This is a genomic window from Sulfurifustis variabilis (assembly GCF_002355415.1).
Classification (GTDB): domain Bacteria; phylum Pseudomonadota; class Gammaproteobacteria; order Acidiferrobacterales; family Sulfurifustaceae; genus Sulfurifustis; species Sulfurifustis variabilis.
On sequence record NZ_AP014936.1, the window covers coordinates 3,271,573 to 3,298,357 of the forward strand.

Annotated in this window: 32 protein-coding genes; 5 read left to right on the forward strand and 27 right to left on the reverse strand. The window is 68.0% G+C overall.

Annotation, left to right across the window (positions count from 1 at the left end):
- Window positions 1-39 precede the first annotated feature (39 nt).
- The 22 genes from secY to SVA_RS15870 all read right to left on the reverse strand — a co-directional run bounded on the left by secY (window position 40) and on the right by SVA_RS15870 (window position 17,733).
- Entirely contained in the window at window positions 40-1,356 is a 1,317-nt protein-coding gene (gene secY / locus SVA_RS15770; protein WP_096462128.1) for a preprotein translocase subunit SecY, read from the reverse strand.
- A gap of 489 nt (window positions 1,357-1,845) precedes the next feature.
- Window positions 1,846-2,571 carry a sulfate reduction electron transfer complex DsrMKJOP subunit DsrO gene (gene dsrO / locus SVA_RS15775; RefSeq protein ID WP_169924145.1) on the reverse strand — a complete coding sequence of 242 codons (726 nt, stop codon included), beginning with the start codon at window positions 2,569-2,571 and terminating at the stop codon, window positions 1,846-1,848.
- A gap of 176 nt (window positions 2,572-2,747) precedes the next feature.
- Window positions 2,748-4,073: an SAM-dependent methyltransferase gene (locus SVA_RS15780; RefSeq protein ID WP_096462129.1), complete on the reverse strand. Its 1,326-nt coding sequence runs from the start codon at window positions 4,071-4,073 to the stop codon at window positions 2,748-2,750.
- A 63-nt stretch (window positions 4,074-4,136) separates the two neighbouring features.
- Entirely contained in the window at window positions 4,137-4,526 is a 390-nt protein-coding gene (locus SVA_RS15785) for a hypothetical protein (protein ID WP_148665519.1), read from the reverse strand.
- Between the two features lie 122 nt (window positions 4,527-4,648).
- Window positions 4,649-5,401, reverse strand: a complete 753-nt coding sequence (locus SVA_RS19575) for a hypothetical protein (protein WP_148665520.1) — start codon at window positions 5,399-5,401, stop codon at window positions 4,649-4,651.
- Complete coding sequence (locus SVA_RS15795; RefSeq protein WP_169924146.1) at window positions 5,398-6,228, reverse strand: DUF998 domain-containing protein; 831 nt, start codon at window positions 6,226-6,228, stop codon at window positions 5,398-5,400. Before SVA_RS15795 ends, SVA_RS19575 begins: the two co-directional genes overlap by 4 nt.
- A complete protein-coding gene (locus SVA_RS15800) occupies window positions 6,225-7,865 on the reverse strand; it encodes an NAD(P)-binding protein (protein WP_096462132.1) in 1,641 nt (546 codons plus the stop codon). The genes SVA_RS15795 and SVA_RS15800 overlap by 4 nt, the downstream gene beginning before the upstream one ends.
- Complete coding sequence (locus SVA_RS15805; protein ID WP_096462133.1) at window positions 7,862-8,845, reverse strand: thiamine pyrophosphate-dependent enzyme; 984 nt, start codon at window positions 8,843-8,845, stop codon at window positions 7,862-7,864. Before SVA_RS15805 ends, SVA_RS15800 begins: the two co-directional genes overlap by 4 nt.
- Window positions 8,846-8,847: 2 nt before the next feature.
- A complete protein-coding gene (gene porA, locus SVA_RS15810; protein ID WP_096462134.1) occupies window positions 8,848-10,038 on the reverse strand; it encodes a pyruvate ferredoxin oxidoreductase in 1,191 nt (396 codons plus the stop codon).
- Window positions 10,035-10,604 (reverse strand): 2-oxoacid:acceptor oxidoreductase family protein, encoded by a 570-nt coding sequence (locus tag SVA_RS15815; RefSeq protein WP_096462135.1) that lies wholly within the window; start codon window positions 10,602-10,604, stop codon window positions 10,035-10,037. The genes porA and SVA_RS15815 overlap by 4 nt, the downstream gene beginning before the upstream one ends.
- Before the next feature lie 19 nt (window positions 10,605-10,623).
- Window positions 10,624-10,833, reverse strand: a complete 210-nt coding sequence (locus tag SVA_RS15820) for a hypothetical protein (protein WP_096462136.1) — start codon at window positions 10,831-10,833, stop codon at window positions 10,624-10,626.
- Between the two features lie 87 nt (window positions 10,834-10,920).
- Window positions 10,921-11,244 (reverse strand): hypothetical protein, encoded by a 324-nt coding sequence (locus SVA_RS15825; protein WP_148665521.1) that lies wholly within the window; start codon window positions 11,242-11,244, stop codon window positions 10,921-10,923.
- Window positions 11,245-11,412: 168 nt separating this feature from the next.
- Entirely contained in the window at window positions 11,413-11,610 is a 198-nt protein-coding gene (locus SVA_RS15830) for a YHS domain-containing protein (protein ID WP_096462138.1), read from the reverse strand.
- Between the two features lie 26 nt (window positions 11,611-11,636).
- Window positions 11,637-11,900, reverse strand: coding sequence for a DUF5676 family membrane protein (locus SVA_RS15835; RefSeq protein WP_096462139.1), 264 nt, complete (start codon window positions 11,898-11,900; stop codon window positions 11,637-11,639).
- Between the two features lie 11 nt (window positions 11,901-11,911).
- Window positions 11,912-12,085: a DUF2933 domain-containing protein gene (locus SVA_RS15840; RefSeq protein WP_096462140.1), complete on the reverse strand. Its 174-nt coding sequence runs from the start codon at window positions 12,083-12,085 to the stop codon at window positions 11,912-11,914.
- A gap of 38 nt (window positions 12,086-12,123) precedes the next feature.
- Window positions 12,124-12,348 (reverse strand): SHOCT domain-containing protein, encoded by a 225-nt coding sequence (locus SVA_RS15845; protein ID WP_197703257.1) that lies wholly within the window; start codon window positions 12,346-12,348, stop codon window positions 12,124-12,126.
- A gap of 45 nt (window positions 12,349-12,393) precedes the next feature.
- Window positions 12,394-12,591, reverse strand: a complete 198-nt coding sequence (locus SVA_RS15850; RefSeq protein WP_096462142.1) for a YHS domain-containing protein — start codon at window positions 12,589-12,591, stop codon at window positions 12,394-12,396.
- 56 nt (window positions 12,592-12,647) lie between these two features.
- Window positions 12,648-13,244 (reverse strand): ubiquinol-cytochrome c reductase iron-sulfur subunit, encoded by a 597-nt coding sequence (petA, locus tag SVA_RS15855; protein ID WP_096462143.1) that lies wholly within the window; start codon window positions 13,242-13,244, stop codon window positions 12,648-12,650.
- Between the two features lie 241 nt (window positions 13,245-13,485).
- Window positions 13,486-14,871, reverse strand: coding sequence for a group II intron reverse transcriptase/maturase (gene ltrA, locus SVA_RS15860; protein ID WP_096462144.1), 1,386 nt, complete (start codon window positions 14,869-14,871; stop codon window positions 13,486-13,488).
- Window positions 14,872-15,300: 429 nt separating this feature from the next.
- Window positions 15,301-15,486: a hypothetical protein gene (locus SVA_RS19580; RefSeq protein ID WP_148665522.1), complete on the reverse strand. Its 186-nt coding sequence runs from the start codon at window positions 15,484-15,486 to the stop codon at window positions 15,301-15,303.
- A 94-nt stretch (window positions 15,487-15,580) separates the two neighbouring features.
- Complete coding sequence (locus SVA_RS15865; protein ID WP_096462145.1) at window positions 15,581-17,050, reverse strand: heavy metal sensor histidine kinase; 1,470 nt, start codon at window positions 17,048-17,050, stop codon at window positions 15,581-15,583.
- Window positions 17,050-17,733, reverse strand: coding sequence for a heavy metal response regulator transcription factor (locus tag SVA_RS15870; protein ID WP_096462146.1), 684 nt, complete (start codon window positions 17,731-17,733; stop codon window positions 17,050-17,052). The genes SVA_RS15865 and SVA_RS15870 overlap by 1 nt, the downstream gene beginning before the upstream one ends.
- Window positions 17,734-17,890: 157 nt before the next feature.
- Here SVA_RS15870 and SVA_RS15875 point away from each other — a divergent pair, with 157 nt between their 5' ends.
- Window positions 17,891-18,238 carry a CzcE family metal-binding protein gene (locus SVA_RS15875; protein WP_096462147.1) on the forward strand — a complete coding sequence of 116 codons (348 nt, stop codon included), beginning with the start codon at window positions 17,891-17,893 and terminating at the stop codon, window positions 18,236-18,238.
- 227 nt (window positions 18,239-18,465) lie between these two features.
- Here SVA_RS15875 and SVA_RS15880 read toward each other — a convergent pair whose 3' ends face one another.
- The 4 genes from SVA_RS15880 to SVA_RS15895 form a co-directional block, all read right to left on the reverse strand.
- Entirely contained in the window at window positions 18,466-19,233 is a 768-nt protein-coding gene (locus SVA_RS15880) for a hypothetical protein (RefSeq protein ID WP_096462148.1), read from the reverse strand.
- A gap of 1 nt (window position 19,234) precedes the next feature.
- Window positions 19,235-19,681, reverse strand: a complete 447-nt coding sequence (locus SVA_RS15885; protein WP_096462149.1) for a hypothetical protein — start codon at window positions 19,679-19,681, stop codon at window positions 19,235-19,237.
- Window positions 19,682-19,822: 141 nt separating this feature from the next.
- Window positions 19,823-20,113, reverse strand: coding sequence for a c-type cytochrome (locus SVA_RS19875; RefSeq protein WP_096462150.1), 291 nt, complete (start codon window positions 20,111-20,113; stop codon window positions 19,823-19,825).
- A gap of 11 nt (window positions 20,114-20,124) precedes the next feature.
- Window positions 20,125-21,270 (reverse strand): hypothetical protein, encoded by a 1,146-nt coding sequence (locus tag SVA_RS15895; RefSeq protein WP_096462151.1) that lies wholly within the window; start codon window positions 21,268-21,270, stop codon window positions 20,125-20,127.
- A gap of 975 nt (window positions 21,271-22,245) precedes the next feature.
- Here SVA_RS15895 and SVA_RS15900 point away from each other — a divergent pair.
- The 4 genes from SVA_RS15900 to SVA_RS15915 all read left to right on the forward strand — a co-directional run bounded on the left by SVA_RS15900 (window position 22,246) and on the right by SVA_RS15915 (window position 25,075).
- Entirely contained in the window at window positions 22,246-23,163 is a 918-nt protein-coding gene (locus SVA_RS15900; protein WP_096462152.1) for a multicopper oxidase domain-containing protein, read from the forward strand.
- A 16-nt stretch (window positions 23,164-23,179) separates the two neighbouring features.
- Window positions 23,180-24,190, forward strand: a complete 1,011-nt coding sequence (locus tag SVA_RS15905; RefSeq protein WP_148665523.1) for a multicopper oxidase domain-containing protein — start codon at window positions 23,180-23,182, stop codon at window positions 24,188-24,190.
- Between the two features lie 138 nt (window positions 24,191-24,328).
- Window positions 24,329-24,682: an EF-hand domain-containing protein gene (locus SVA_RS15910; RefSeq protein WP_096462154.1), complete on the forward strand. Its 354-nt coding sequence runs from the start codon at window positions 24,329-24,331 to the stop codon at window positions 24,680-24,682.
- 141 nt (window positions 24,683-24,823) lie between these two features.
- A complete protein-coding gene (locus SVA_RS15915) occupies window positions 24,824-25,075 on the forward strand; it encodes a copper-binding protein (protein ID WP_269456953.1) in 252 nt (83 codons plus the stop codon).
- Between the two features lie 385 nt (window positions 25,076-25,460).
- Here SVA_RS15915 and SVA_RS15925 read toward each other — a convergent pair whose 3' ends face one another.
- Entirely contained in the window at window positions 25,461-26,744 is a 1,284-nt protein-coding gene (locus SVA_RS15925) for a hypothetical protein (protein ID WP_096462157.1), read from the reverse strand.
- Between the last annotated feature and the right edge of the window lie 41 nt (window positions 26,745-26,785).

Below are 26,785 nucleotides of genomic sequence, written 5' to 3' on the forward strand. Positions count from 1 at the left end.
ACTGTCTCTTGAAATGCCTCGCGACGTTGCCGCTATGGCTTACCTGGGTATCCCCATGCCACCGCCGGTCAGGTTCGCCTTGCGCAGCAGGCTCTCGTACTGCCGCGACATCAGGTGCGCCTGCACCTGCGCCATGAAATCCATGCTCACGACCACCACGATCAGGAGCGAGGTGCCGCCGAAGTAGAACGGCACGTTCCAGCGCACGATCAGGAATTCCGGCAGCAGGGATACCGTCGCCAGGTAGATGGCGCCGGCGAGCGTGAGGCGCGTCATGACGCCGTCGATATAGGCCGTCGTCTGCTCGCCGGGGCGGATCCCGGGGATAAACGCGCCCGATTTCTTCAGGTTGTCCGCCGTCTCCTTCGGGTTGAAGACGAGCGCCGTATAGAAGAACGCGAAGAAGACGATGGCTGCCGCGTACAGCGCCACGTAGATCGGCTGCCCGGGTGAGAGCGTGGTCGCCAGGTCGCGCAGCCAGCCCATCCCCTCCGCCTGGCCGAACCAGCTCGCCACCGTCGCCGGCATCAGGATGATGCTCGAGGCGAAAATCGGCGGGATCACCCCGGCCATGTTGATCTTGAGCGGAAGATGGCTGCTCGTGCCAGCGAGCGTGCGGCGGCCCCGGTGCTGCTTGGCGTAGTTGACCGTGATCCGCCGTTGCCCGCGCTCCACCAATACCACAAACCAGGTGACCCCGAGCGCGATCGTGAAGAGCAGCAACGCGAACAGCGGCTGGAACGTGCCGCGCCCGACCAGCTCGAGAGTCTGGCCGATCGCGCTCGGCAGCCCCGCCACGATGCCGGCGAAGATGATCATCGAGATGCCGTTGCCGATGCCCCGCTCGGTGACCTGCTCGCCGAGCCACATCAGAAACATCGTGCCGGTGACGAGGGTGATCACCGTCATCAGCTTGAACCCGATGCCCGGCGCCACGACCACGGGCAGCCCGCCCGCCTGCTGGCTTTCCAGCGCGATCGCGATGCCGAACGCCTGGACCGTGGCGAGGATCACCGTCCCGTAGCGCGTGTACTGCGTGATCTTGCGCCGCCCCGCCTCGCCCTCCTTACGCAACTGCTCGAGCGCCGGAATGGCCGACGACATGAGCTGCATGATGATCGAGGCCGAGATGTACGGCATGATCCCGAGCGCGGAGACGGAAAAGCGCTCGAGGGCGCCGCCCGAGAACATGTTGAAGAGCCCGACGATCGAGCTCTGCGTGCCCTCGAAGAGGTCCGCCAGCGCGACCGGGTTGATTCCGGGCACCGGGATGTAGGTGCCGATCCGGTAGACGACGAGCGCCCCGAGGAGGAAGAGGATTCGCTGCTTGAGGTCAGTGAATTGGCTGGACATCATGACCTCCGCTCATCCTCCACGTCCTCGCGAGGGGGCATTCATCATCCCCGGGGTACGACAACTCCCGCCCCGGGGAAGCGGCTGCACACGGCTCCACGCGCCGTTTTCGATGAAGCAGTTATCAACGCGCGCGGTGCAGCCGTTCAGGCGCTGGTCAATGCCGATCGGCAACCCGCAATGCCGCCGGGTGGCGGCCGGCTGCTCGAGAGCGCGCGCCCGGGAAAACTCGACCACGAGCAGACCCGTAACAGGCGCATTCGCCGCAGCGGCGAGCGTCGCGAGGACGAGAGATTCGGCTCGGTTCAGGCTAATGGTGTCGGCACCTCGTCAGCCACGGGTCGAACGGCATCGGAACAGCGTCGAAGCACGGGCGAGCATCCTCTCGCCCGCTTCTACACCTGTGCGCAGCGCTCATGTCAACCCTTCCGCGCGCAGGGCGAGATCAAGATGTGACGCCTTGCCTTGCCGTTTCGGCTGTCCGCACGTCGATCAGAGCCCCTGGTAGCGCACGCCGGTGTTCAGGTTGAGATCCGGCCGCAGCTGGGTGGACGTCCGTGCCGAAAGACGCCGGTGGATCTCGCTGTTCGGGTCTTTCAGGTCCCCGAAGAGAATGGCCTGGTTGCCCTGTTTCCGGCACGCCTCGGCGCAGGCGGGGATGCGGTCGGCGTCGACCCGGTGCACGCACAGCGTGCACGACTCGACCGTGCCTTTGCCGCGCGGGGCGTACGGCTTCTGGTCGTGCACGTCCTCGTGGATGAACGAGCGCGCCTTGTACGGACAGGCCATCATGCAGTAACGGCAGCCGATGCAGATGTGCTTGTCCACGAGCACGATGCCGTCGGCGCGCCGGAAGGAAGCGCCGGTGGGGCAGACGTCGACGCAGGGCGGCTTCTGGCAGTGCTGGCACATGACCGGGAACGACTGCGTGACGCCGGTCTGCTTGTCCCGGATCGTGACTTTGCGGATCCACTGGGCATCGGTCGCGGGCCGCCCGTGGCCCCAGACGCCGTTCTCGATGAAGCAGGCCTCGACGCAGGCGGTGCAGCCCTCGACGCACTGATCGACGTCGATCAGGAGCCCCCAGCGCTGGCGGCTCGAGGCCGGCTCTTCCGGCGGACGCGCCCGGGCGAGCTCGACGACGAGCAGGCCGGGAACGGGCGCCGCCGCGGCGGCGAGCGCCGTGAGGCTCAGGAATTCGCGTCGGTTGAGGCTCACGGTGTCTGCTCCTCCTCAGCGCGCGGATCCGACCGGGAAACGATCGGCCGCTCGCGTGCTTCTACACCTGTGCGCAGCACCCAGGTCAACCATCCCGCCAGTCGGGGCAAGAGCGAGGCGGGCGGTCGCCGGCGTTCGTCGTCGTGGCTGGCCGAAAGCTGACCGGTTCCGGTCGCTCATCGGGCCGCATACAGATCCCGGCGGGTCAAGGGCACCGGAATCGGATCCTTCGTCCGCGGCGCGGCGAGCACTTGATACACACCTACGTCGCCCTCCTCGAAGGCGAGCGCGCAGGCAGTCATGTACAGGCGCCAGACCCGGTAGGTCGGCTCCGGCACGTGGCGCAATGCCTCGTCGCGCCGCCGCTCGAGCCGCTGCACCCAGTGGCGCAAAGTCAGGGCGTAATGCGGTCGCAACGCCTCCACATCGAAGATCTCGAAACCGGATCGCTCCATGGCGCGCTGCACGTTACTCGCCGTGTCGAGCTCGCCGTCCGGGAAGACGTAGCGGTTGATGAACTCGGTCCCGACGCTCCTGCGCCAGCCCTCGGTCGCGCTGGTGATGCCGTGGTTTAGGAACAGCCCGCCCGGCGCGAGCAGGCGCCGCACCGTCGCGAAGTACGCCGGGAGCTGCTCGAGGCCGACGTGCTCGAACATGCCGACGCTCGCGATCTTGTCGTAGGTCCCCTCGATATCGCGATAGTCCGCGAGCGCCACGGTCACGCGGTCGTGCAACCCTTCCTCGGCGATCCGGTGCCGGCAGTGCTCGTACTGTTGCCCGCTCAGCGTCACGCCGTGCGCCCGCACGCCGTGATGGCACGCCGCCCAGCGGATCAGCGCGCCCCAGCCGCAGCCGATGTCGAGCAGCCGTTCGCCGGGCTTGAGCCGGAGCTTGCGGCAGATGTGCTCGAGCTTGTTCCGCTGGGCCCGGTCGAGGCCGTCGCTCGCGTTCTCGAAGTAGGCGCAGGAGTAAACCATCTGCTCGTCCAGCCACAGGCGGTAGAACTCGTTCGACACGTCGTAGTGAAAGGCGATGGCCTCGCGGTCGCGCGCCTTCGAATGGGCACGCGCCGACCGAAGGCGGTGCGACGTGGGCCATCCAGGCGTGGCCACGGCGGCCGCTGCGCCGTCCGTCTTCGGCAGGCGCAGCGCCCCGAGCAGAAACCCGGCCTTCTCCCGCGCCGAGAGGTGCAGCGCGCCGAGATGCTCCTTGAGACGCAGGGCGGCACAGAGATCGCCTTCGACGTCCACCCGCCCGAGAAAATAGGCCTCGGCCAGGCGCAGCGGATCGCGCGAGAGGATCGACTCGCGAAAGGCACGGGGTGTGCGAAAGACGAGGGTGCATTCCGGCGCGCCACGGCCGAAGGCCACGGTGCGACCGTCCCACAAGCGGACCGCCAGGTCGTCGGGATAGTCACGGAACACCCGCCGCAAGGCGCCTTCCGCCCATTTCGCCCCGGCATCGGCGGACAACGACAAGGTAATGTCTTCGTTCTGCCTCATAGTCGGCATCTTTGGAACATTTGCACGCGGACCACCGGTCCACGCTCGCCCTTTCGTCCTCCCCTACGGCGCCCCTCGGCGCGGCGGGTTGCGGCGCATCCAGTCCATCTCGCGCCGCATGTCGAGCATCCGCGCCTGCGTCTCGACGTCCGCGAGCGCGGCCTCGTTCGCGAGCCCCGACATCTGCGTCATGAGATCGGCCATCCGCCGCATGCGCTCCGCGATGCGGCCGCGCTCGGCGGCGCTCAATTGCCCCTCCGCCGTGGCCTCCGCCATTACCCGCATCTGCTCGGCCATGTCGCGCATCAGGCCGGACAGCGGCTGCAAGCCCGCGGCGGCGCCGGGCTTCGCCGCCGGCCTGGCGTCGTCCGTCCACGCGGGCCCCGGCAGCGTCAGCGCGAGACCGAGCAGCAGCAACGCGGCGAGCTTAGGGCCCCTAACAAAATGAGTCATTCCCGCGCAAGCGGGAATCCATAGGGCGTTAGATGAGGCTCGAAAGGCCGCATAGGTTCCCGCTTTCGCGGGAACGACACCGACATGTGAAACCCACCGTTGCTTCATCTTCCGCCTCGTCACTATGGCAACAATCGGAAGGTGACGGTATACGGCTTCTTGGATACCTGATCGATCAGTTGCAGGCGCAGGCTCTTCGCCGTGGCCGCCTCCGCCGGGAAAAAGATGAACCCGTAGGCGAGATCGCCGGGCTTGATCGGCCGGTTGCGCAGGGACTTGTCGTTGAAGTCGTCCATCACCGCGCGCCGGGCCTCGTCCGACTTGGCCGCGCCCGCGCCGCCGCCCACGACGCCCCCGCCCGCGGCGCCCGCGGCCGCGCCCTTGGCCGCGGTCCGGCCGACGTCCTCGCCGCTCACCACCCCGACCGCGGCGCCGACCAGGGCGCCCGCGACGCCGCCGAGAAAGGCGCCGTAGGCGCCTTCCCGAAATATCTGCTTCGTCTGCGCGTATTGCGTCACGCGCTCGTAAGCGAAGCGGTCGTTGAGCACGGGCCAGAGCTTGCCCTCCTCGTTCTCGAGAAAGGTCTGCGCGGGATTGATCGCGAGCGCGCTCTCGCCGCGGTGGTCGAACACGACCTGCACCGGCAGCAGCCCGGCGTCGATCACGTCGAAACCGAACGCCTGCGCGGCCGTCTTCGGATCGGCGTAGGCCATGGCGCCGATCGTCGCACCCGCGACCTCTGTCGCGTTCGGGTAGCGCTCCGGCAGTTCGAAACCGACCGGCGTGACCTGGTAGGCGGTGCCGCACGCCGCCAGGGCGCCGCCGGCGACCGCGATGAGGAAAATGCGGGCAGTGGCCCGCGCAAGTGGGCTCATGATCGTGAATCCTCGTGTGCTGAGTCGGGAGAAACCGTCGATTCACCCTCCTCGTTCACGCGCCCGGACTGCCGCGCGAGCACGAGCGCGGCCCAAAGCTCCCAAGCCAGGAAACTGCCCAGGGCCAGCCGCTCCGCCGCCCCGGGAATGGCGTTCGCGTAGACCGCGAGAAAAAAGCCGATCAGACCGAGCGCGGCGACAGCCGACAACGCGAAGGAGCTGCCAGCGCGTGCCCGCCAGGCGCGCTGCCGGGCGAATGCGATCGAGAATAAGACGAGCGCGACGAGCTCGATCGGAAAGGCGGCGATGACGATCGCGCGGTGAACGAGCCCCGCGAGGGACGGCAGGCTTCCGGTGGGATCGACAGGAACGAGCGCTGCCGCCACGATGCCGGCCGCGGCGAGACCGAAGAATACGACCGCGCCTTCGCGCAGCGCGCCCGGTTCGAGGGAGCGGTAGAGCCCGAGCGTCAGGGCGAGGTTGCCCAGGCCGTGGAGCATCGTACCGGAGACGAACATCCAGCCGAGCGAACCGTTCGCGAAGTCGCTGACGTAATGCCGCGTCCAGTCGACCTCGGCGCGCGCGACGTGCAGCACGAGGAGCGCGACCGTGAAGAGCGAGGCGCCGAGCAGCCCCGCGAGACCGAGGAGCCGCACCTGCCGCACGGCCGCGCGCCCCGCCCCACCGTTCGACGCGGCGGGGTCCGGTGGACGGAAGATGACACGCAGTGGTACGGGCCTCGTCTCGCTGTCCTCGTCCAGCCCGAGACGAGCGAGCGCTCCACCGCGCGCCCCGCCTCCGCCATCGTTCGGTACGCGCGCCCTCACAGCGACACCGGCTCCGGTTCCATGTGGATGTGCCCGCACGGACACTCCGCGGCGCAGATGCCGCAGCCCTTGCAGTACTCGTAGTCGAAGCGGTAGCGCTCGCCCGGGCCCTGCTTGATCACGGCGGCGTCGGGGCAGAAGTGCCAGCAGTTGTCGCACTCGAGGCACACCCCGCAGCTCAGGCAGCGCCCTGCTTCGTAGGCAGCGCCGACGGCGTCGAGGCCCGTCACCGCTTCGCGGAAATCCCGAAGGCGCGCGATCGGATCGATCTCGGCCGCCGCGCGCCGGGGCAGGCGGCGGTAGTACTGCGTGTGCAACGCCTCGAAGGTGACGGTGGCCGGGCGGCGGAGGTTGACCGGCGCGCGGTCCTCGAGGAACGCCATGATGTCCTCGGCGCCCTGGTGGCCGCTGCCGATCGCGGCCGCCGCCGTGCGCGGCGCGCCCGCGCAGTCGCCGCCCGCGTAGACCCCGGCCGCCGGGTCGGGGCGCAGGGCCTCGAGCCCGCTCCAGTCCGGGTGCTGGCCGGTGGCGACGATGACGTAGCCGGCCGGAAGGAACATCTCCGTGCCCTCGTAGAGGACCGGCTTGAACCGGCCGCGGTCGTCGTGCACGCGATCGACCTGCGCGAGCTGCACGCCATCGAGGTGCTGGCCGCTGCGCACCAGCCGCTGCACGCCCCAGCGCAGCAGCAGGCGCACGCCCTCGGCCTCGGCCTCGGCGATCTCGGAGGGCGTGGCCTTCATCTCCTCGGCCGGCTGGCCGGGGCGGCGGCCGGGCCGGTCCTGCGGCGAGACGATCGTGACTTCCGTGGCCCCGAAGCGCCGGGCGCAGCGCGCCACGTCGATCGCGGTGTTGCCGGCGCCGATGACCGCGACCCGCGCCGGCAGCACCGGGCGCTCGCCACGGTTGACGCGATCGAGGAAATCGATGCCGTACTCCACGCTTCGCCCGCTGACTTCGCCCTCCGCCGGCACGTGCGGCAGGCGCGCGCCGATCGCGAGGAAGACGGCATCGTGCTGCGCGCGCAGCTCGGCGGCGCCGAGGTCCGCGCCGATGCGCATGCCGAGGCGCAGCGTGACGCCGAGCGCGAGGATCGCCTCGATCTCGCGCGCGAGCGCGTCCTTGGGCAGGCGATAGTCGGGCACACCCCAGCGCAGCGTGCCGCCCGGCTCGGAAGCGGCGTCGTACACCGTCACCGGATAACCCGCCCGGGCGAGATGGTAGGCGCACGAAAGACCGGCCGGCCCCGCGCCGACGACGGCGACGCGCTTGTCCGCACGCGCGCCGCGCGGAACGTCATGCGCGAAGCCGCGGGTGCGGGCGAGGTCGCCCAAGTGCCGCTCGACGTGATGGATGGCGACGGCCTCGTCGAGGCGCGCGCGGTTGCAGGCGCCCTCGCAGGGATGCGGGCAGATCCGGCCGCACACGGCCGGGAACGGGTTCTGCTCCGTGAGCTTGCGCCAGGCCGCCTCGGGCCGGTCGGCCTCGATCAGGGCGAGGTACGCCTGGATGTCCTCGCCGGCGGGACAGGCCGCACCGCAGGGCGGCCACTTGTCCGCATACACCGGGCGCGCGAGGCGCCAGTCGCCGGTGCGGTAGGCGGTGCTGCTGCCGGGTTCGAAGGCGAGCCGGCTCATGAGGGTGCCTCCGCGCGCGGGCTCGCGTAGCCGCCGCGGCCGCCGCGCTCAACCCGGCCGGCCTCGTCGGTGTCCCACGCGGTCGGCGCCTCGAGCAGGCCGTAGCGGCGGATGTTCGTGTCGGTGAGCGCCTGCAAGTGGCGGATCTCCTCGGCGCCGCGCGCGTCCGCGAAGAGGTGCTGGAAGCGGCCCTGCACCCGCAGGTACTCCTCCACCGGCCGCGGCTGCGCGAGGCGCATCACGCTCGTGACCGCGCCGTACTCGAGCTCCACGAGCGGAAACACGCCGGTCTCGACCGCGAGCCGCGCCACCTGCACGGACGCCGCCGCATCATGGTCCCAACCGAGCGGACAGGGCGAGAACACCTGGAGGAAGCGGGGCCCGTGCAGGCTCATCGCCTTCTCCACCTTGGCCTTGAGATCGGGGAAGAACGCCACCGAGGCGGTCGCGGCGTAGGGCATGTGGTGCGCCGCGATGATGGAGAGCAGGTCCTTCTTGAGATGGTGCTTGCCCTCGCTCAGCCGGCCGGGCGGCGAGGTCGTGGTACGCGCCGCGTGCGGCGTCGAGCTCGAGCGCTGCACGCCGGTGTTCATGTACGCCTCGTTGTCGTAGCAGACGAAGAGCACGTCGTGGCCGCGCTCGATCATGCCGGAGAGGCATTGCAGCCCGATGTCGAAAGTGCCCCCGTCGCCCGCCTGCACCACCACCCGCGCATGGCGCGGCAGGCCGCGCAGCGCCGCCTCCACGCCCGAGGCGACCGCGGCCGCGTTCGCGAACACCGAGTGCAGCCACGGGACCTGCCAGGCGGTCTGCGCGTTGTGCGTGGTGAACACTTGCAGGCAGCCGGTGGCGTTGACGACGATCGCGTCGGGGCCGATGAGATCGCCGACCATGCGCGCGCCCATCGCCTGCCCGCAGCCCGAGCAGGCGCGGTGGCCCGAGGTGAGCGCGTTGAGGCGAAACGCATCGCGCCGGTCCATGGTCAGCCTCCTTCCGCGAGCGCGGGCTCGCGCTCGCTCGTGTCGGCCGCGTCCACGAAGCGGCAGCCGATCGGCGCGCTGGCCGCCGCCGAGGCGGCGTACACCGCCTCGATGGCGGCGGGCGTGAGATCGCGCCCGCCGAGCCCGCCGACGAAGCCGTCCACCGGAAGCAGCAGGCCGGCCTCGTGCAGCGCGGCGCGCAGCTCGGCGGCAATGATGCCGCCCGCCCCCGCGCTCAACGCCTTCTCGAGCACCGCGACCCGGCGCACGGCGCGCAGCAAGTGCACCAGCTCCGCCGCGGGGAACGGCCGCACGCAGCGCAGCCGGAGCGCCCCCACCCGCTCGCCGCGCGCCCGCAGTGCGTCGACCACGTCGCGCGCCGCGCCCATGGCGGAGCCGAGCATGACGAGGACGCGCTCGGCGTCGTCGAGGCGGTAGCCGTCGAGGAGCGCGCCGTGCGTGCGCCCGAAGGCCCGCTCGAAGTCGGCGGCGGCCGCGACGATCTCCCCGGCCGCGCGCGCCAGCGCAGCGTGGTGCGCGCGGCGGTACTCGAGGTAGTTGTCCGGCTCGCTGCCGCCCCCGAGTGTCGCCGGTGTTGCCGGGTCGAGGGAGCGAGTGAACTGAAACGGCGGCAGGTAGGCGTCCACCTGTCCCTGCTCGGGCACCTCGACGGCCTCGAAGGTATGGGTGAGGAAGAAGCCGTCCATGCACACCATCACTGGCAGCTCGCACGCCTCGGCGATGCGGTAGGCCTGGATGGTGGTGTCGAGCGCCTCCTGGTTGCTCTCGACGTAGAGCTGGATCCAGCCGGCGTCGCGCAGCGACAGGCTGTCCTGCTGGTCGTTGTAGATATTGATCGGCGCGCCCACCGCGCGGTTGGCGCAGGTCATGACGACCGGCAGGCGCAGTCCGGCGATGTTGAAGAGCACCTCGGTCATGAGCAGCAGCCCCTGCGAGGCGCTCGCGGTGTAGGCACGCGCGCCGGCCGCCACCGCCCCGAGCACCACCGAGGCGGCCGCGAACTCGCTTTCCGTGCTGATGTACTCGGCGGCGAGCTCGCCGTCGGCCACCATCTGCGAGAGGTGCTCGACGATATGGGTCTGCGGCGTGATCGGATAGGCCGCGATCACGCGCGGCCGGCACAGGCGCACCGCCTCGGCCACGGCGCGCGAGCCCTCGAGCTGCCGCCTCATGCCGCGCCTCCCTCCGCGCCCAGGCGGAAGCCTTCGCGCAGCATCTCGATGTTGGCGCTCACCACCTTCTCGCCCTTGCGCGCGAGATGGCGACGCACGACCGCCTCGAGCGCCGGCAGCCCGACCCACCCGGTCACGGCGGCCAGCGCGGCGAGCAGCACGGTGTTCGGCAGGGGCCGGCCGAGGCGCTCGGCGCTGAAGCGGCTCGCAGGAACGGCGAGCCAGCGGTGCGCCGGGCCATCGGCATACGAGCGGGGCGCGGTTTCTGCATTGACGATCACGAGGCCGCCCGCGCCCAGGCCGTGCAGCACGGGCTCCGAGCGCAGGAGCGTGGCGTCCAGGATCACGACCGCATCCGGCGCATAGACCTGGTTGTGGCTGCGGATCGGCCGGTCGCTGATGCGCACGTATGACTCGACCGGCGCGCCGCGGCGCTCCGAGCCGAACTTCGGGAAGGCCTGCGCCTCGAAGCCGTCCTCGAAGGCCGCGAGCGAAAGCAGCGCCGCGGCCGACACCGCCCCCTGCCCGCCGCGCCCGTGGAACCGGATCTGCTGCATCAGCGCCATGTCCCAGCTCCTGCGCGCGTCAGCAACGCAGCCACTCGGCGATCGGCTTCAGGCACTCCGCGCGCCATTCGCACGCGTAGTCCGTGCACGTAAAGCGCTCGTCGTTGCCGAAGCAGGCCGCCTGTCCCCGCCGGCGCTGGATTGCCCGGATCAGGCGGGGCGCCGGCGCGTCCATCGGTAAATCGAGACCCAGTTCGGTCGCCTGTCGTTCGAGCTCGTGCGCGTTCATCGGGCTTCCTCCTCGCGCGATTCGATCGCTGGCCATGGTGCAGCGTGCGCGCCGCGCACAGGTCAACCCCGGATCGCACGGACGCGTTCACGGAGCGATATTCCGCTCGACTTCCTCGAGCAACAGGTCGTTCATGTCGACCAGCATGCGGACCTGCTCGTGAACGAGCCGCAGCAGGCGGCGCAGGTCGCGGTCGCTGCCGATCCGGCCGCGGTCGAGGTCCTGCCACATCCGCTCCTCCATCGCGAGGGCGCGCTGCATCTCCTCGCGCACGCGCCCGAGATGCGTCCTGAGTGCCACCCTTCGCTCGCCACCGTGAAGCGCGCGAAGCCGGTTCATCTCCTCGCGCAGCGCAACGAGGTCGGCGCGCAGCCGATCCATCTCGTGCTCCATGACCGTGTGTGATGGCAATCGCGGCTCGGAATCGAGGGCTTGGGGCCAGGCCGGGGACGCGAGAGCGATGCCCGCGAGCGCGAGGCACGGTACAGCGGTGCGTGATATCCGCCGTGAGGTGCCCCTGTTCGGCACTGCCGATCCCGATGAGCCGCGGGCCGGTGTAGTCATCGCGCTTCTTCCTGCTCACCGCTGCTTCCGGCCGGGCGGCTGCGGACTACCATGTCCGTGCCCGGCGTGCCCGCCGAGGTATTTGTGTGGATCGGCGGTAAACGCCTTGTGACAGGCCGCCGAGCAGAAGTAATACGTCTGGCTCTCGTACTCCGCCTTGGCCGCCGCCTGTTCGGGCTCCACCCGCATCTTGCACACCGGATCGATCGCCATGGTTCACCTCCTGTCGCAGGATTCGGCTAGCGCGCCTCGCCGTAGCGGCTCGCGAGCCAGTTGTAGATCGGCACGTACACGATCCCGGCGTAGACGCCGTAGAGAAAGCTCTCGACCAGCCCGAGCAGGAAGCCCCACCAGGTGAGCCACTCGAACGCGGGCAGCACCTGCTCGAGGAAGGCGTGCATGTGATAGGCCTCGGGCACGGTCAGCCCGTAGAGCACGCACACGAGGAACGTGAACGCGCCGAAGAGACCGAGCGCCCAGGCAACGAGTTTGATCTGCAGCATGGCGTCCCCTTTCAGTGCCGATGCCCGGACGACCGCCCGGGCTCGCCGTCGTCCCGGCGGCGCCGCGGCGCCTCCTCCTCGCCATCGCCCCCATGGCCGCCGTGACCTCCGTGACCGAACAGGTGCAGCGCGACGAACGCGATGAACACCACGATCCACACCCAGTTGTCGACGATCCACTGCATGGGTCACCTCCGCCGGCAAGACGGCTTGACGTCTTCGTTCACTCGTCGCGCTCGAGCGTGCGCTTGCGCTCCCCGTACTCCTCCTTCGAGATCTCGCCCGCGGCATAGCGCCGCTGCAACAACTCGAGCGGTGTCTCGCGGGCGGGTGGCGGGCGCGTCGGCGCCTGGAACAGAAAGACCGCGGCGGCGCCGATCACCGCGATCCAGAAGAGCCACCAGAGCGCATGCATGCCGAAGAATCCCCAGCCGTCATAACCCATCATGGTCTCTCCCCCCTTGCTCCGGTACCCGAAGCGGTTGGCCTTTTCTCAGCCTGCAAAGCGGACGCCGCCTTCCGTTCGAGGCAGCGCATCCGCACAGTCGGCGCCAGAGTACTGCCTGGGATTCGCGCGGAAGGCCTTGTGACAGGCGCTGGAGCAGAAGTAGTACGTCGCGCCGTTGCACTCCACCGTGGCCGCCGCCTTCGTTTTCTCGACTTCCATTCCGCATACCGGATCGATCGCCATGACTCACCTCCTTCGCTCGTCGATTGGAGCTTCTCGAACCGGCGCGTTCGCCGGCGTCATGTCTTCCTCGCGCCCGCCGGATCGAGGCCGATCACCGCGCGTTGCGCGCCGTCCAGCCGATACGGCGGGACGACCAGGTTGGTCGGCGCCGGAACATTGCGGAACACCCGGCCTGCGAGGTCGAACTTCGACCCGTGGCAGTGACAGAACCAGCCGCCCGGCCATTGCGCACCCAGGCCCGAGACGTCGCCGGGCTCGAAATGCGGCGCCGGGACGCAGCCGAGATGCGTGCAAAGCCCGACAAGCACGAGCCACTCCGGGTCGATGGAGCGGTAGGGGTTCCGAGCGTAGGCTGGCTGCTGCGTCTCCACGTCCGAGCGTGGGTCCGCGAGCAGCGGCGCGCTGCGCTCGAGCCGCGCCAGCATCTCGGGCGTGCGGCGCACGACGAAGATCGGCTTGCCCCGCCACTCGGCCTTGAGCAGCGCTCCCGGCGCCGGGCGGCCGAGGTCGACCTCGACCGGTCCGCCGAGCGCGCGGGCGCGCGCGCTCGGACGCATGCTCGCGACGAAGGGAACGGCACCCAGCGCGAGCCCCACCCCGCCAAGGGCGCTCGTCACCACAAGCAGTCGTCGGCGCCGGTTGGGTGTATCCATGAACCCGCCGTCTGTTCTCTCGATTTACCGACTGTAGGACCTGTGAGCAGGTGACAGGTCAAGGCTCGGGGTCGCACGCGCCGTTCTTCGCCGCCCGCCACCCCGTTCACGAACCGGGTTCTTCCAGGGGGATGCCCATCGACCGCCAAATCGGGATAGGGGATGACCGGTAGAGCCCGGTCATTCCCCTCCCACACCACCGTACATGCGGGTCCGCATACGGCGGTTCGGAAGGTTGCGGTTACGTCGCAAGCCTCGGGATGCCGAGTCGGTCGTAATAACGGATAGGCAGAGCCTCTTGGAGGGCGGCGTGAGCGGCGGTGCGCCACCAGCGGGTCGCGTGAGCAGCCGCCTCCTGCGCGCGGCGCATCGGGACTCCCCGTGCACGTAGCTCGCGATAGACGGTAGTCCCCCGCTTCCACTGTGTGAGCTGTGCAGCCCGCAGTCGTCGCCGTACCCATTTATCGAGGTCCCGCAACGGGCGTTGCACCTGCACCAGGCGGAAGTACTCCTTCCATCCCACGAGGAACGTCTTCAGTTCTTCGACGAGGGTGCCCATGCGTCGTCCACCGTTGCGACAAGTGATGAGTCGGATGCGCGCTCGCGCCGCCGTGAGGGCCTTCTCGGCCACGGCCCGCCGGACCTCCCCGTGGCGGTTACGCCAGAAGGTGTAACCGAGGAAGGGACGCCCCCAGGGTTCGGCGACGGCGCTCTTGGTCTCGTTGATGCGGAGTCGAAGGCGGGCATAATGCCTCTTCAGGGCTTGCATCACCCGTTCGCCCGCTCGCTTCGACCGCACGTACACGTTGCAGTCATCGGCATAGCGGCAGAACGCATGGCCGCGCCGCTCCAGCTCCTTATCCACCTCGTCCAAAAGCACGTTCGCAAGAAGCGGCGACAACGGTCCGCCTTGCGGCGTTCCCTCGTGCCGCTCGACCGCGACCCCGTTCGCCATGATGCCGGCTTCGAGGTAGCGGCGGCTCAGGGCGAGCATCCGCTTGTCCGCGATACGCTTGGCCAGCCTTCCCATCAGCACGTCGTGGTTGACCCGATCGAAAAACTTCTCCAGGTCGATGTCGACCACGAAGTGGCGTCCGCCCTCGACGTAGCGCTGGGCCGCGAGGATCGCGTCCTGGGCGCGCCGTCCCGGGCGGAAGCCATAGGCGTGTTCCGAGAAGGTGGGATCGAACCGCGGTTGCAGCACCTGCAGGATGGCCTGCTGGATAAAACGATCCAGCACGGTGGGAATGCCGAGCATACGCTCACCACCGCCGGGTTTCGGAATCATCTGCCGCTTCACGGGTTGCGGCCGGTACCTGCCCTCAAGCAACTGCGCTCGCAGGCTCGGCCAGTGCTCCCGCAGATGATCCGGCAGTTGATCCACCCGCATGCCATCCACACCGGGGCTGCCCTTGTTCTGCTTCACCCGCTTGAGCGCGCGCTGCAAGTTCTCGCGCGCCACGACCTCCTCCATGAGGCTCTCCGTACCGGATCGTGCGTTTCCGCGCGCCGCCGCCGACGCTTCACCGCTCCGCTCCCGAGGCGCGGCTTCACCGCGCACCGCTGGCGGCAGCTCCCCCTGCGGGGACGGCTGGTGCCTTGCGTCACCGAGACGTTCGGTCGTCATGATCTCCTTCCGTTTGGCCCTTCGTGTCGCCTTCTCAGGCGTCGCTACTACGGCCGCTGCTGACTTCTCGCTCCCTCTGTTGGAGGTTGCCCTTTCGGGCGCGAGGCGAGATCTCCCCAGGTAAGGGTCACGACCGTCCCCGCACAACCGCCGGATTTACGCCGCTCTCCCTTGGTCGCAAGGGCTTCGCGGCCATTTGCCCGCTCGCCCTGGAAAGCGTTCGCCTCGTATCCGGTTCCTGTTCGTCGGCTCGCGGTTTCGCTCCCCGCTTCTTTCAGCGACGTCCTCACGGCGCGTCGCCTTGCGGTTCGCTCGGAGTCCCTGCGACCAGGTTCTCCAGAGGACTTGCACCTCCAGGTCGTGCCCATGCTGGGCACACAAAAAGCGGGCCCGTTGAGGGCCCGCTGTCACACCGTCAGGAAGCCTGGATCATCCACCTGAACCGTAAAGCTGGTACCACTCGTCGGGCGAAAGCTTGTCGACATTGATCGTCGTCACGCACTCGTCGCGCTCGCCCTGCTGAGCCGTCCGGGCGGACACCGGCGCGACGGTCAGCACGCCGGCCGTGAAGATCACGCCCAGAAGAAACATGAAAAGGCCCTGTAGTTTTCTCATGGCATCCACCTCCGTGGCAGGCGGGCGCCCGGGAACGGGCGCTCCACGCCACCCCAGATTACGCCCGCCCACCGACTGAACGCTGACGCAAACCTTACAGATTCGTAAGCTGCGGTTCGGGCACCCGGGAACCGGAAGCGGGCGCATTCGGCGCCCCGGGGCCGTCATGGTCCTTTGGAAACACGAGCGTGAAGCTCGTGAGCTGTCCCGGCTCGCTCGACACGTGCACGCTGCCGCCGTGCAGCTCCATGATGGACTTGACGATCGCGAGCCCCAGCCCCGATCCCTCCTCCGCGCTGCCGCGCGCGCTGTCGATGCGATAGAACCGGTCGAACACGCGCGCGAGATGCGGCGCCGGGATACCGGGCCCCGGGTTGCTGACGACGAGCGTCAGCGCCCCGGACTCGGCGCTCAGGCGCGCACGGATTTCTCCTCCCTCTGGGGTGTGCTTGAGCGCGTTCGACAGCAGATTGCCGATCGCCCGCCGCACGAGCGCGCGATCGGCCAGCACGCTCCCTGTGCCTTCGCACACGACTCGGAGTTCCCGTTCCTCCGCGTGCGCCTGATAGAACTCGACCACCTTGTCGAGCTCCGCGCGCAGATCGACCGCCTCGGCCTTGAGGGCGAGCTGCGCATGATCGGCCTTCGCGAGGAACAGCATGTCCGCGATCATGCGCGACAGCCGCTCGCACTCCTCGAGGTTCGACTCCAGCACGCCGCGGTACTCCTCGACCGATCGCGGACGGCTGAGCGCCACCTGCGTCTGCCCCATGAGGTTGTGGACCGGGGTGCGCAGCTCGTGGGCCAGGTCGGAGGAGAAGGCCGCGAGCCGCGTGAACGAGTCCTCCAGCCGGGCGAGCATCGCGTTGAACGCCGTCGCGAGCTGCTCGAGTTCGCGGGGAACCTGGCGGGCTTCGAGCCGCGCGCTCAGGCGATCGGCCGAGATCCGGTATGCCGTGTCCGCCATGCGCCGGACCGGACGCAGGCCCTGGCGCGCGACCCCGAATCCGAGCAGCGCCACGAGCAGCCCGCCGCTCAGAAGCGCGACGAACAGGTGTTGCCGGTAGGTCGCGAGCAGCGCCTCCTGCTCGGTCGTGTCGAGCGCCAGCGCGATCAGCACCCGGTGGCCGGACCCGGGCGCCAGATCGGCCCACGCGGAGAGCGCGCGGAAACGGACCGCTGGCCCCGGCCGCCAGATCTCGGTCGCGTCCGGGACTTCGGCGGCGTCGAACGCCGACTGAAGCACCGCGTCCGGCAGGCGCAGCGACGACGAGGCATAGAGCACCTCCCGGCGAGCGTCGAGCACCGCGAGGTACAGGCCCGCGTGGCCGACCACCACGTGCGCGAAGTCCTGCTGCCGGTCCGGGATGGCGTCCGATGCCGGGACGGCCGAGAGGATGTAGCGCACGAGCTCCACCTTGCCCGCGAGCTCGGCCGTGTCGCGGCTCGCGAACTGGCGCTCGAGCGAGCGATACAGGTAGGTCCCGACGCCGGCAAGGGTCAGCATCGAGACCAGCGCGAAGAGCAGGCTCAGCCGCAGCGTGATGGAGACGCGCTCGAGCATCAATCCTCTTCCCGGACGTCCAGGACGTACCCCATGCCCCGCACCGTGTGGATCAGCTTGCGCTCGAAAGGATCGTCGACCTTGGCGCGCAGGCGGCGCACGGCCACCTCGACCACGTTGGTGTCGCTGTCGAAGTTCATGTCCCACACCTGCTCGGCGATAAGGGTGCGCGACAGCACCTCCCCGCGCCGGCGCACGAAAAGGGTCAGCAGCGCGAACTCCTTGGCCGTAAGACCGATGCGCCGGCCGCCCCGCGTCACGCGCCGTCGCAGCAGATCGACCTCGAGGTCCGCGACGCACAAGACCTCGGGCTCGCGCCCGGCGCCTCCCCGCCGGATCAAGGCCCGGACCCGGGCGAGCAGTTCCGAGAACGCGAACGGCTTGACGAGATAATCGTCCGCCCCGAGCTCGAGCCCTTTCACCCGGTCCTCGACCCGGTCGCGCGCCGTCAGGAACAGCACCGGGGTGGGCTTGCCGGCGGCACGCAGCGCACGCAGCACTTCCCACCCGTCGATGCCGGGGAGCATGACGTCGAGCACGATCGCATCGTAGTCGCCGCCGAGCGCGAGGTGCCGGCCGTCGATGCCGTTCTGCGCGACGTCGACCACGAAGCCGTGCTCGGTCAGCCCCTGGCGGAGATAGTCACCCGTCTTCACCTGGTCTTCCACGATCAATACGCGCATGGGCTCCGCATCGTCTCCGTTCGAGGGCGCAACGAATTTACGAAATTGTAATCCTGCCGTCAGGCTCGTGCGCGCGCTCGGCGGCTAGGATCACATTGACTATCGGACAAAGCCGGTAGCTCGACAAACACCCAACCCGCAACAGAAGGAGACGATCATGAAGCACGCAACCCGCCGGAGTGTCCTCTCGCTCGCGTTGGTGGCCGCGCTCGGCGCCGCCGGCGCCGCGCTCGCCAACCATCCGCCCGCAGGGCCGAGCCTCGGAACTGCGATTCACAGCGCCGCCGCCGATCGCACCGTCGTGCTCGAGCCGGGCGCGAAGTGGGTCAACGTGAACCGGAATGAGACCGTGAAGTTCGTGCTCGGCGACCAGAGCTTCACCTGGCGCTTCGACACGCTCAACCAATCGGTCATCGAGCTCGACAAGATCGCCCCGGCCGGATTGCGGGGCACGAGCGGGATCAAGGTCTACGTCGGACCCGATCCGATGCACGAGCTGGGCTGAGACACCGAAGAGCCATGCATGGCCGTGCTCCGGGATGAGGGCACGGCTGTGCACCTCGTGAGATCGGTCGCCGCTGATCCACGGATTCACGTACCGTGGCAACACGTTCCGCCTGCGCGGAGGCTGTTGACAGGCGGTGCGACGCACGAAACCTGAGCGGCCGCGCGCGGCGGTCGCGTGCCCAGCCTCGTTCGCGAAGCCGCGAGGGCAAGCAGCCGCGAGACGCATCAGAACCACTGCACGAACCCGAGGCTCATGCCCCAATCGGGCCCGCCGTCAGTAAGCCCGACAAACGCGGTGCCTTTTATCCAGTGCCGCGGATTGAGCGGATGGAAGAACCCGGCGTTGATCTCGAGCGGATCGTCGGCCCCCGGTACGGTCGCCGTGCGTCCTTCCAGCGAGCCATAGAGATGCGTGCGAGCGCGCATCCCGGAGAACCCGACGCCGTAGAGGAGCACGTCGTCGAGATCCACGCCCGGCGGGTCGCCGACCTTGATATAGCCGCCGAGCAGGCTCAGGCGCATCCCCTCGAGCCTGCGGCTCAGGCTCGCGAACGCGCCGACGTCCGTCTTGCCCGTGCCGAGGCCCTTGTCCTCGTCCGCCGTCGGGAGCTTCACCGCGAGCGAACCGTAGAGCGAGACCGCCCCGCCCTCGGGCAGCAGCTCGCGCCCGCCACGCGCGATGACGTCGCCGGCGCCCGTCTCCGTGTTTGACCGGCCCGCCGTCTCGGTCGTGAGCGAGAGATACGGCACGGTGACGCTCAGGTCGTAGCGCGGTGCGACATAGCCGAGCGCGGGCGACAGGTAGTACAGGTCGTTATCGGTCGGCGTGCCGAAGTCGCCGGTCTTGAAGCCGGCGCTGAGCTCGAAGTAGTAGCTCCCTTCGGCGCCGGCGGCCGGCGCCGAAAGGACGAGCGACAGGAGCAGCGGGGCCAGAGCGGCCCACGCCTCCCAGGCGGGGCGTTCGGGCGCGCGGCCGTTCCCGCCGCCGTCCATGTCAGCGCGTCTCCGTCTGGAGCTTCTGCAGCATCTGGTCCATGCGCCGAATGCGGTCCTGCATCTGCCCGGTCGTCGCCGGGTCCATCTTGCCCTGAGCCATCTGCTTCGACATGTCGCGCATGGTGGTCGACATCTCCTGCATGAGCTTCGACATCTCGTGCCTGCGGGCAGGGTCCATCATCGGCTGCTGATCCATCATGCGCGACATGTTCTGCATCATGCCGTCCATCTGGCGCATCATCCCCGACATGTCACGCATCATCTCCTGGCTCATCATCTGGCCGCCCATCATCTGCTGGGACTGCTGCGTGCTCATGCCATCGCGGTGCTCGCGCTGCATCGTCCCCGCCCCGCCCGGCATCCCGCCAGGGCCACCCATCTGGGCAAGCGCCGCCGCCGCCGCAAAACCCAACGCCGCTACCATCACCTTCGGTACCCGTTTCATCGTCTTCTCCTTGTTGATTGCCGTTTACGAAAATCGACCCGTTGCGCACCGTTCTTTACGGGGGCGTCGGGTGCGCTATCGAGACAGACCGTGCCGGCTGCACGCCGTTCCGGACCGGCACGGTCATCCCGTCACTCGCGCTCAATTGCTCGCCTGCAGGAACGCGAGGATGTCGCGGGCATCCTGGCCCGTGAACCCGCCGCGCAGGCGCATATGGGTCACGATCACCTGCCACTGCCCGTCGGTGAACTCCCTGGGATCGCGCATGTTGTGGCAGCGCGAGCAGTTGTCCGCCCAGACCTTGGCCCCGCGGGCGGGATCGCCCGCCGGCGGCGTGCCCTGCTCGGCCAACGCCTGTGGCGCGAGCACCGTGACCAACAACGCGCCCACGCCGAGCGCGGTGGGCGCGAGACTCGAGATACGCGTTTTCATGGCATGTCTCCTCAGAAGCCGTAAGCGATTTGAAGCAGGAGCCGGTCGTCGTCCTCCACGCCGTCGGTGTCGTTGAACTCGTAGGCAAGCTTGGCGATGACGTGCGCGGCGAACAGATAGTTGATGCCCGGCGTCCACTGCCTGGTCTCGACGCCCGTCGGCGGCTCGTAGCCGCCGTAGCGCAGCACCGCCTCCCAATTGGTGCCGGGCAGGCGGTAGGCGGCCTGCGTATACCACGCGGTCCATTCCTTCTCGGCGGGGTCGATTCCCGCGGCCGGACTCTCGCCCAGCTCGGTCTTCGTGTACTCCCCGCGCAGGTCGAATCCGGCGACCTGCCACGAGAAGTCGACATCGACGACGTCGTAGTCGCGGTTTCCGGTCTCGCCCAGCGCGCCTTCGCCGGACGCCTTGCCGGTCGCGAACGAGACGCCGACCTCGAGCCGCGGCAGCGGGAGCCACCCGACGCGGCCACCGATCACCTTGTCGTCGTTCATGTCGCTGCCCTGCCCCTCGGTGCCGATCTCCTCGATCTCGTCGCCGGCCGCGTTGAGCTCGAGCATGGGCCCGTTGGCCGTGTAGATCGCGTAGTTCGCGCGCGTCGCGCCGAGCGCGATGCCGCCGGTCAGCTGCAGGCCCACGTCCGCGAGCGGTACCGCCTGGCCGTGGTCGAAGCCGATGGGTGCGGACGGCAGCTTGTTGACCCAGGACGGGTGAATATTGCGGCGGAACATGCCGATCGGGCTCAGGAACCTGCCGGCCACGAGGATCATCGAGTCGTTCAGGACCAGGTTGGCGGTCATGTACTCGAGCGACGTCTCGGTCTCGCCCTCGCTCGAGAGCTGCGTCCCGATCTCGGCGTCGAGCAGCAGCCAGTCCTTGTAGGAGTAGTGGAAGATCGGGTTGAAGGTGACGCCGGTGAAGCTGCTGTTTCCCGTCTGCGGATCGACGTAGTCGACCGAAGCGTAACCGGCGAGGTGAAACCTGGAGTCGACCTCCTTGCCCTCCGCCGCCTGGCGGATCTCCCGGCGCAGTGCCTCGATCTCGGCCTTCCACGGCTCATCGCCTTGTGCCCACACCGGCGCCGTCCAGCCGAGGACAGCACCCATCGCCCAGGCGAGCGCGTGCTTGCGCGAGATGAAGTAACGCGGCCCTGCCATGCGGCAGCGCGAAAAGCGCGGCGCTCGTGCGCCGCAAGAACGATTCTTGTTGGTCATGGAACACCCTCAAGCCATAGGATGCCGCCGGAGCGGCAACAACGGACCGGCCGAGGCCGGACCGGCTTCAGGCACTAAGCGGGGTCAAGCGCGGGGAGGTCGGGGATCAGGAAGCGCAGTGTGCTGGGTGAACAGGGAAAGCGCCGCCGAACGCAGGGTGGCTCGGGAGGTGGGGTACCAAATGAAGTCGCTCGGTCCGGCGACACCGTGGCCGCAAACGGAGCAATGGCCGCCGTTTGCCTGGGCGCAACAGTCCGTGCAGCCGTCACAAAGGCCTCCGCCCTGACAAGGGGACGCCGTCGGGCCCGCCTTCGCTGATTCAACGCCGGGGAAGCGGAAAGTGGCGGGAACGGCGGCTGCGGCTGCCGCCGCCATCGACAGCGGGATCGCCCGCGTGGAATCCTCCTCAACCGGCGAGAAACCATCGTCGGCGAAAGGCGCGTGCGCCTGGGCGAGCGGTGCAGCAAGCCACAGCGCAAACACGATGCAGCGCAGAATCGACCGAACCAAGCCTGACGTGGTCATGAACGGCTCACATTACAGCGTTCCGTGCTCTTAGGTTTGACGCAGATCAATATAAGCGAACGGTCGATCTTTTGGGACCCCGTGATTTCTCGCTACCGGCTTCATCCAGCTCAATCCCGCCTCTCGTTCGCTACCCACTCAAACATCTCTCTGTATGTCTTCCCTCGGTCTCGAATTCCGAATCCGCTCCTCTCGGATCACCGGATTCGCGAATCGACGACCGTATCAGTAAAGATTTCCCCTCTTCGAATGTTGACTTGTGCCGGCGCCCGCGTTATATGCCGCTTCCTTAAGGAGTCTTAAGAATGAACTGCGGTCGGAGAACGACTGCAAGGGAGGCGAAAGAAGAACAAGAAGGGAAAAGACAAACCACCACTCCTGAGGAGAGAAGCGATGAAGCATCTCGTGCGAGGTGCGGTCGCTTGGTTGCTGATTTGCCTGGCTACCAGCGCCACCGCGGCAACACGCAATTACACGCTGTACATAACGTCAGGGAGCATCGCGATTCACGGAGGAGGCGGCGCCACCCTGGCCGCCTGGGGATACACCGACGTCGCCGGCAGCCCCAAATTCCCCGGCCCCCTCCTGGAAGCCAACGAAGGCGATACCCTCAACGTCACGGTCGTCAACAACCACACCCTCCCCCACAACTTCCTCGTCAAAGGCCTCACCACCGATACGACGAGCATCCTGCCCGGCGGAAGCCGTACCTACACCTTCACGGCGGCCGCGGCCGGGACGTATCTCTACTACGACACACTGAACAATGCGGTCAATCGCGAGATGGGGCTCTACGGCGCGGTCGTGGTCGGGCCGCCCGACGGCAGCAACCGCGCGTGGACCAACGGTCCGGCCTACGATTTCCATCGCACCTGGGTCGTCGGCGAGATGGACAAGCCGCGCTGGAACGACGTGGCGGGAAGCGGTGGCACCGTGAACACGAATGTCTACAAGCCGAACTACTTCCTCATCAACGGCAAAGGCGGCGAGGACGGCATGGCCGACTCCGCCACGACGATCGACGGCGGGGTCGGCCAGACCGCGCTCGTGCGCATCGTCAACGGCGGCCAGTTCAGTCACTCCTTGCACTTCCACGGCAACCACGTGCAGGTGCTCGCGGTGAACGGCGTGCGCGCAGCCGCGCCCTACAAGCAGGTCGACGTCATCAACGTAGCCCCGCTCGGCACCGCGGACGTGCTGTTCCCGCTGAACCAGCCCGGGAGCTACCCGATGCACGTGCACACCGCGCAGATGGAGACCGCCAATGGCGTATACCTGAACGGCGTCGTCACCATGATCAATATGCGTTAACGGGGAGGAGACAACCGTGTACGACTCAACGAAGGCAAGAGCGGTTCTCGCGGGTGCGGCGCTGCTTGTTGCGGCGGTCGCGACGGCGCAGGCCGCAACGGTCAACCGGACCCTATCAGTCCGTGCCCTCAACAAGACCATGAGCGATGGCCAGCGCGTTACGTTCTGGGTGTTCGGCTCCGGCGGCATGATGGGGGGCGGCACACTCCCCGGTCCGGTGGTCGAGCTGGGCGTGTATCCGGAAGGGATCAGCACGACCGACACGCTCAACCTGACGCTCAACATGATGATGGCGCCGCAGGAAGCCGCGCCGTACAACGGCCACACGATCCACCTGCACGGCGCCGACGTGCCGACGGCGGAGGACGGCGTGCCCGAAACGGGCGCGCCCGTCAACGGCGACACCTACACCTTCACGCCGACGCGCGAGATGGCGGGCAGCTACATGTACCACTGCCACGTCCACACGGTGAAGCACCTCGAGATGGGCATGTACGGGGCGCTCATCGTGCGACCGAAGGACGCGGCCGGGAACTGGCTCAACCAGATCACGCACGAGCCGGCGACTGCCTACAACTACGTGCAGAATTACGTCTTCAGCACGGTCGACCCGGCTTACCACAGTGCCACTGGCGACGCGATCGTGTTCGCCGATTACAACCCGCGCTACTTCCTCATCAATGGAAACGAGGGCCGGTCGGCTTCCGCGCCGGCCTCTTCGCTCTCGGCCGCTCGGAACAGCAGAGTGGCGCTGCGTCTGATAGGATTACACTCGACCAACGGCACGTTCAGCATCAAGGACGGTGCCGGCAACGCCAAGCCCTTTACGGTTTACGTGCAGGACGGGCGGGCGTATGCGGCGCCTGAGACGAAGTCGAGCCTCGACATCAGTCCCGGTCAGCGCTTCGACATCGTGTTCACGACGCCGTCCACGGCCGGGACATGGTATCCCCAGATCGTCTACAAGAACCTGCGCGATGGCGCGGCCTTCGCGAACGGAACGGTTTACGGGCGGGTGACGTTCTGAGCACTACAACGGGCCGCTCTTTCAGGCGGCCCTTTTCTTCTCACGGAGGTTCGAGCGGCAGGGGAACATTTCCCGAGGCACCGAGTCGTATCGACTTCGTAGCCACGAAGTCAACGACCAGGAAAAGAGGTGCCATCCATGCTTCAAGTGTACACATTGAGTTCTGCTCGTAAGGCCCTGCTCGTGGTCTTCGCCCTCTCCACATTTTCTGGATCGGCCTTCGCCGCGGGCGAGAGCGTGAGGTCGGGCGGCAGCGCCAAGTCGTTGCGTACCGGGCCCGGCTCGGCGACTTTCGAGAGCCTCGATTCGAACCGGAGCGGTTTCATCGAGCAGGGCGAGGCCGATTCATCCCCGGGGCTGGGCTTCATTTCAGCGGACACCGACGGCGACGGCCGGCTCGACCGGCAGGAATTCGAAGCTGCCCGTCGCGGCGAGCCGGTGCCCGGCGGTGATGGCGGCGGGGCTCCGGTCGTGCCCGGCTCAACCCCCTAGTGCCGTTTCGCCAGGCATCAATTAGCAGTCCGGGTGCCCAACAGGATGAGAGCAGGCCCTTTGACCCCTGTTCAACGAACGAAGTAAAGGCCGGCGATCGCGGGTGCCGCTCCGCACGTCAGCGGCTGGCCGCCCCCGCTTCTGTCCCCCGCCCACGCGGCTCAGCAGGCGGAAGCGCGCGGAACCGTAAAGTCCGTGGATGCCAAAGGCGGGCGGGTGAAGATCGCCCACGAGGCGATCAAGAGTCTCGGCTGGCCGGCAATGACGATGGACTTCGAGCTGACCGACAAGACGATGCTCGATCAGCTCAAGCCCGAGCAGCAGGAGGTCGTCTTCACGTTCGTGCAGCGCGACGGCCGTTACGTTATCACGTCGATCAAGCCGCAGGGCTGAGAGCGAGGAGCGACGATATCGGTGAGGGTGGCGGCGGTCCACAGTTCCTGGACCGCCTCGCCTCCCTTCCGTCCCGTCACCTCGTTACTTGCCCTGCTGGAACTGCTCCATGAGGTGTCCGTGCGCCTCGTAGCAGGCCTTGAGCTTGGCCTGCTCTGCCTTCCTGGCCGTAGCCGCCGCGGCCGCCCGTTCTCGATCCCTCATTTGAAGCATGTCCGGACCGGCGAACGCCGTGAAGGGCGGTGCAAGGACCATTATCGCAACTAGGCTCGCAAGCAGCTTTTTCATCGATCGGCCTCCAGCGGGCGGATGCCCGTAACTCCTCTTTAGATCGCCACGAGCCGGCCGTAGTTCTGTTCGGAACGCATGGGCAACGGTTGTCGGGCTAAGGGCGGGGAGTAATGTCTTCGCCACAACGGCACGCCAGCTTGTCGAGCACGCGACGGTCGCCGCCCAGGAGGCACAAGGAATCGAGATGCCGGTCGAGGTCCTCGAAGAACAGGTACGACAGCGCGAACTCGTCGTGCCGCTGAAACATCGGCCGCCGGAGCTGCTCGAGGATCTCCCGCTCGCGGGACCGCGGGGCCACGAGGTAGAGATGCTCCTCCTTGCCCGGGAGCGACAACGCCATGTCGGCGAGCCTCAGCATGCCGGAGTAGATGGAGGTGCTCTTCTCCACCTCGAAGGCGCAGGCGATGCGCGGCTCGCCCTGGTGCAGCCAGAGCACGTCGATCAGGTCGACCGTCTGGTGCACCTCGGGCGGTAGACCGAGGTCCGGCAGGCACTCGAGGCAGTGGTAACCGAGCGCGGTGCCCTCGCAGGACGCGCTGCGGTCATTGCGCGCGACCGACACGTCGTAGCCCAGCGCTCTTCCGAGCTTCACGAGCTGATGCTGCACGCGCGTGTGCTCGCGCGTCTCGGCGAGATCCTTCTCGACCTCCTCGTGGCGCTTGCGCCGCACCGCCTCGATTCTCTCGCGGGCGAGCGAGAGCTCTCCGGCGAGTTCGCCGTCGGCCGCGAGCTTCCCGACGCCCACGTCGAAGAGCAGCCCCGCGAAGGCGCCGAGATCCTTCGAGAGGACGCCGAGCGCGCCGTTGGCCTGAGTGAGCGTCTCGCGCATCTCGAGATAGCTCTCCCAATCGCCGAGCTTTTTCTTGGCGCCGAAGACGGCGTTGAAGCCGTTCACCATCGCGGTATTGAACGGCGGGAAGGCGGTGGGGTGCAGGAAGTAGAGGATGTTCGCCACCGCCGGGCCGAGCCCCTTGATGCGCTGTCCGGCGAGTTTCAGGATTTCCTTCTCGACCGACAGGGAATCGGTGGCGTTCAGGCAGGCGTACAGAAACCGGCCGAAGGCCTGCTTGTTCGCCTCGTTCTCGTAGATGTCGGGGATACGGAGCTTCGGCTTCCAGTAGAAGGGGTGCGCGGCCCCCTCGAATACCTGCTTCTGCTCGGTGATGCAGCCGAGCACGAACTCGAGCGACGAACCCTTGAAGTCGTTCGGGAAGCGCCTCGCCTGGATGTCCTCGACGACGCCCGCGACCCCCCGCCGGATGCTGCGAAAGGCCTTGAGCCGCGCCTCGCTGCCGATGAACCAGGTGTGGTACACGGATTCGGGGTCGGCTTTGTATCGATCGGTCAATGACCGCAACGCATCGGTATCGGTTTCCATCCCCCTCCCCTTACTTAGTGGTCAAAGCCTTATTACGATGC

Coding starts and splice junctions, on each gene's coding strand:
- secY (WP_096462128.1), bottom strand. CDS start 1,356: ATGATGTCCAGCCAATTCACTGACCTCAAGCAGCGAATCCTCTTCCTC.
- SVA_RS15780 (WP_096462129.1), bottom strand. CDS start 4,073: ATGAGGCAGAACGAAGACATTACCTTGTCGTTGTCCGCCGATGCCGGG.
- SVA_RS15785 (WP_148665519.1), bottom strand. CDS start 4,526: ATGACTCATTTTGTTAGGGGCCCTAAGCTCGCCGCGTTGCTGCTGCTC.
- SVA_RS19575 (WP_148665520.1), bottom strand. CDS start 5,401: ATGAGCCCACTTGCGCGGGCCACTGCCCGCATTTTCCTCATCGCGGTC.
- SVA_RS15800 (WP_096462132.1), bottom strand. CDS start 7,865: ATGAGCCGGCTCGCCTTCGAACCCGGCAGCAGCACCGCCTACCGCACC.
- SVA_RS15805 (WP_096462133.1), bottom strand. CDS start 8,845: ATGGACCGGCGCGATGCGTTTCGCCTCAACGCGCTCACCTCGGGCCAC.
- porA (WP_096462134.1), bottom strand. CDS start 10,038: ATGAGGCGGCAGCTCGAGGGCTCGCGCGCCGTGGCCGAGGCGGTGCGC.
- SVA_RS15815 (WP_096462135.1), bottom strand. CDS start 10,604: ATGGCGCTGATGCAGCAGATCCGGTTCCACGGGCGCGGCGGGCAGGGG.
- SVA_RS15820 (WP_096462136.1), bottom strand. CDS start 10,833: ATGAACGCGCACGAGCTCGAACGACAGGCGACCGAACTGGGTCTCGAT.
- SVA_RS15830 (WP_096462138.1), bottom strand. CDS start 11,610: ATGGCGATCGATCCGGTGTGCAAGATGCGGGTGGAGCCCGAACAGGCG.
- SVA_RS15835 (WP_096462139.1), bottom strand. CDS start 11,900: ATGCTGCAGATCAAACTCGTTGCCTGGGCGCTCGGTCTCTTCGGCGCG.
- SVA_RS15840 (WP_096462140.1), bottom strand. CDS start 12,085: ATGCAGTGGATCGTCGACAACTGGGTGTGGATCGTGGTGTTCATCGCG.
- SVA_RS15845 (WP_197703257.1), bottom strand. CDS start 12,348: ATGATGGGTTATGACGGCTGGGGATTCTTCGGCATGCATGCGCTCTGG.
- SVA_RS15850 (WP_096462142.1), bottom strand. CDS start 12,591: ATGGCGATCGATCCGGTATGCGGAATGGAAGTCGAGAAAACGAAGGCG.
- petA (WP_096462143.1), bottom strand. CDS start 13,244: ATGGATACACCCAACCGGCGCCGACGACTGCTTGTGGTGACGAGCGCC.
- ltrA (WP_096462144.1), bottom strand. CDS start 14,871: ATGACGACCGAACGTCTCGGTGACGCAAGGCACCAGCCGTCCCCGCAG.
- SVA_RS19580 (WP_148665522.1), bottom strand. CDS start 15,486: ATGAGAAAACTACAGGGCCTTTTCATGTTTCTTCTGGGCGTGATCTTC.
- SVA_RS15865 (WP_096462145.1), bottom strand. CDS start 17,050: ATGCTCGAGCGCGTCTCCATCACGCTGCGGCTGAGCCTGCTCTTCGCG.
- SVA_RS15870 (WP_096462146.1), bottom strand. CDS start 17,733: ATGCGCGTATTGATCGTGGAAGACCAGGTGAAGACGGGTGACTATCTC.
- SVA_RS15875 (WP_096462147.1), top strand. CDS start 17,891: ATGAAGCACGCAACCCGCCGGAGTGTCCTCTCGCTCGCGTTGGTGGCC.
- SVA_RS15880 (WP_096462148.1), bottom strand. CDS start 19,233: ATGGACGGCGGCGGGAACGGCCGCGCGCCCGAACGCCCCGCCTGGGAG.
- SVA_RS15885 (WP_096462149.1), bottom strand. CDS start 19,681: ATGAAACGGGTACCGAAGGTGATGGTAGCGGCGTTGGGTTTTGCGGCG.
- SVA_RS19875 (WP_096462150.1), bottom strand. CDS start 20,113: ATGAAAACGCGTATCTCGAGTCTCGCGCCCACCGCGCTCGGCGTGGGC.
- SVA_RS15895 (WP_096462151.1), bottom strand. CDS start 21,270: ATGGCAGGGCCGCGTTACTTCATCTCGCGCAAGCACGCGCTCGCCTGG.
- SVA_RS15900 (WP_096462152.1), top strand. CDS start 22,246: ATGAAGCATCTCGTGCGAGGTGCGGTCGCTTGGTTGCTGATTTGCCTG.
- SVA_RS15910 (WP_096462154.1), top strand. CDS start 24,329: ATGCTTCAAGTGTACACATTGAGTTCTGCTCGTAAGGCCCTGCTCGTG.
- SVA_RS15925 (WP_096462157.1), bottom strand. CDS start 26,744: ATGGAAACCGATACCGATGCGTTGCGGTCATTGACCGATCGATACAAA.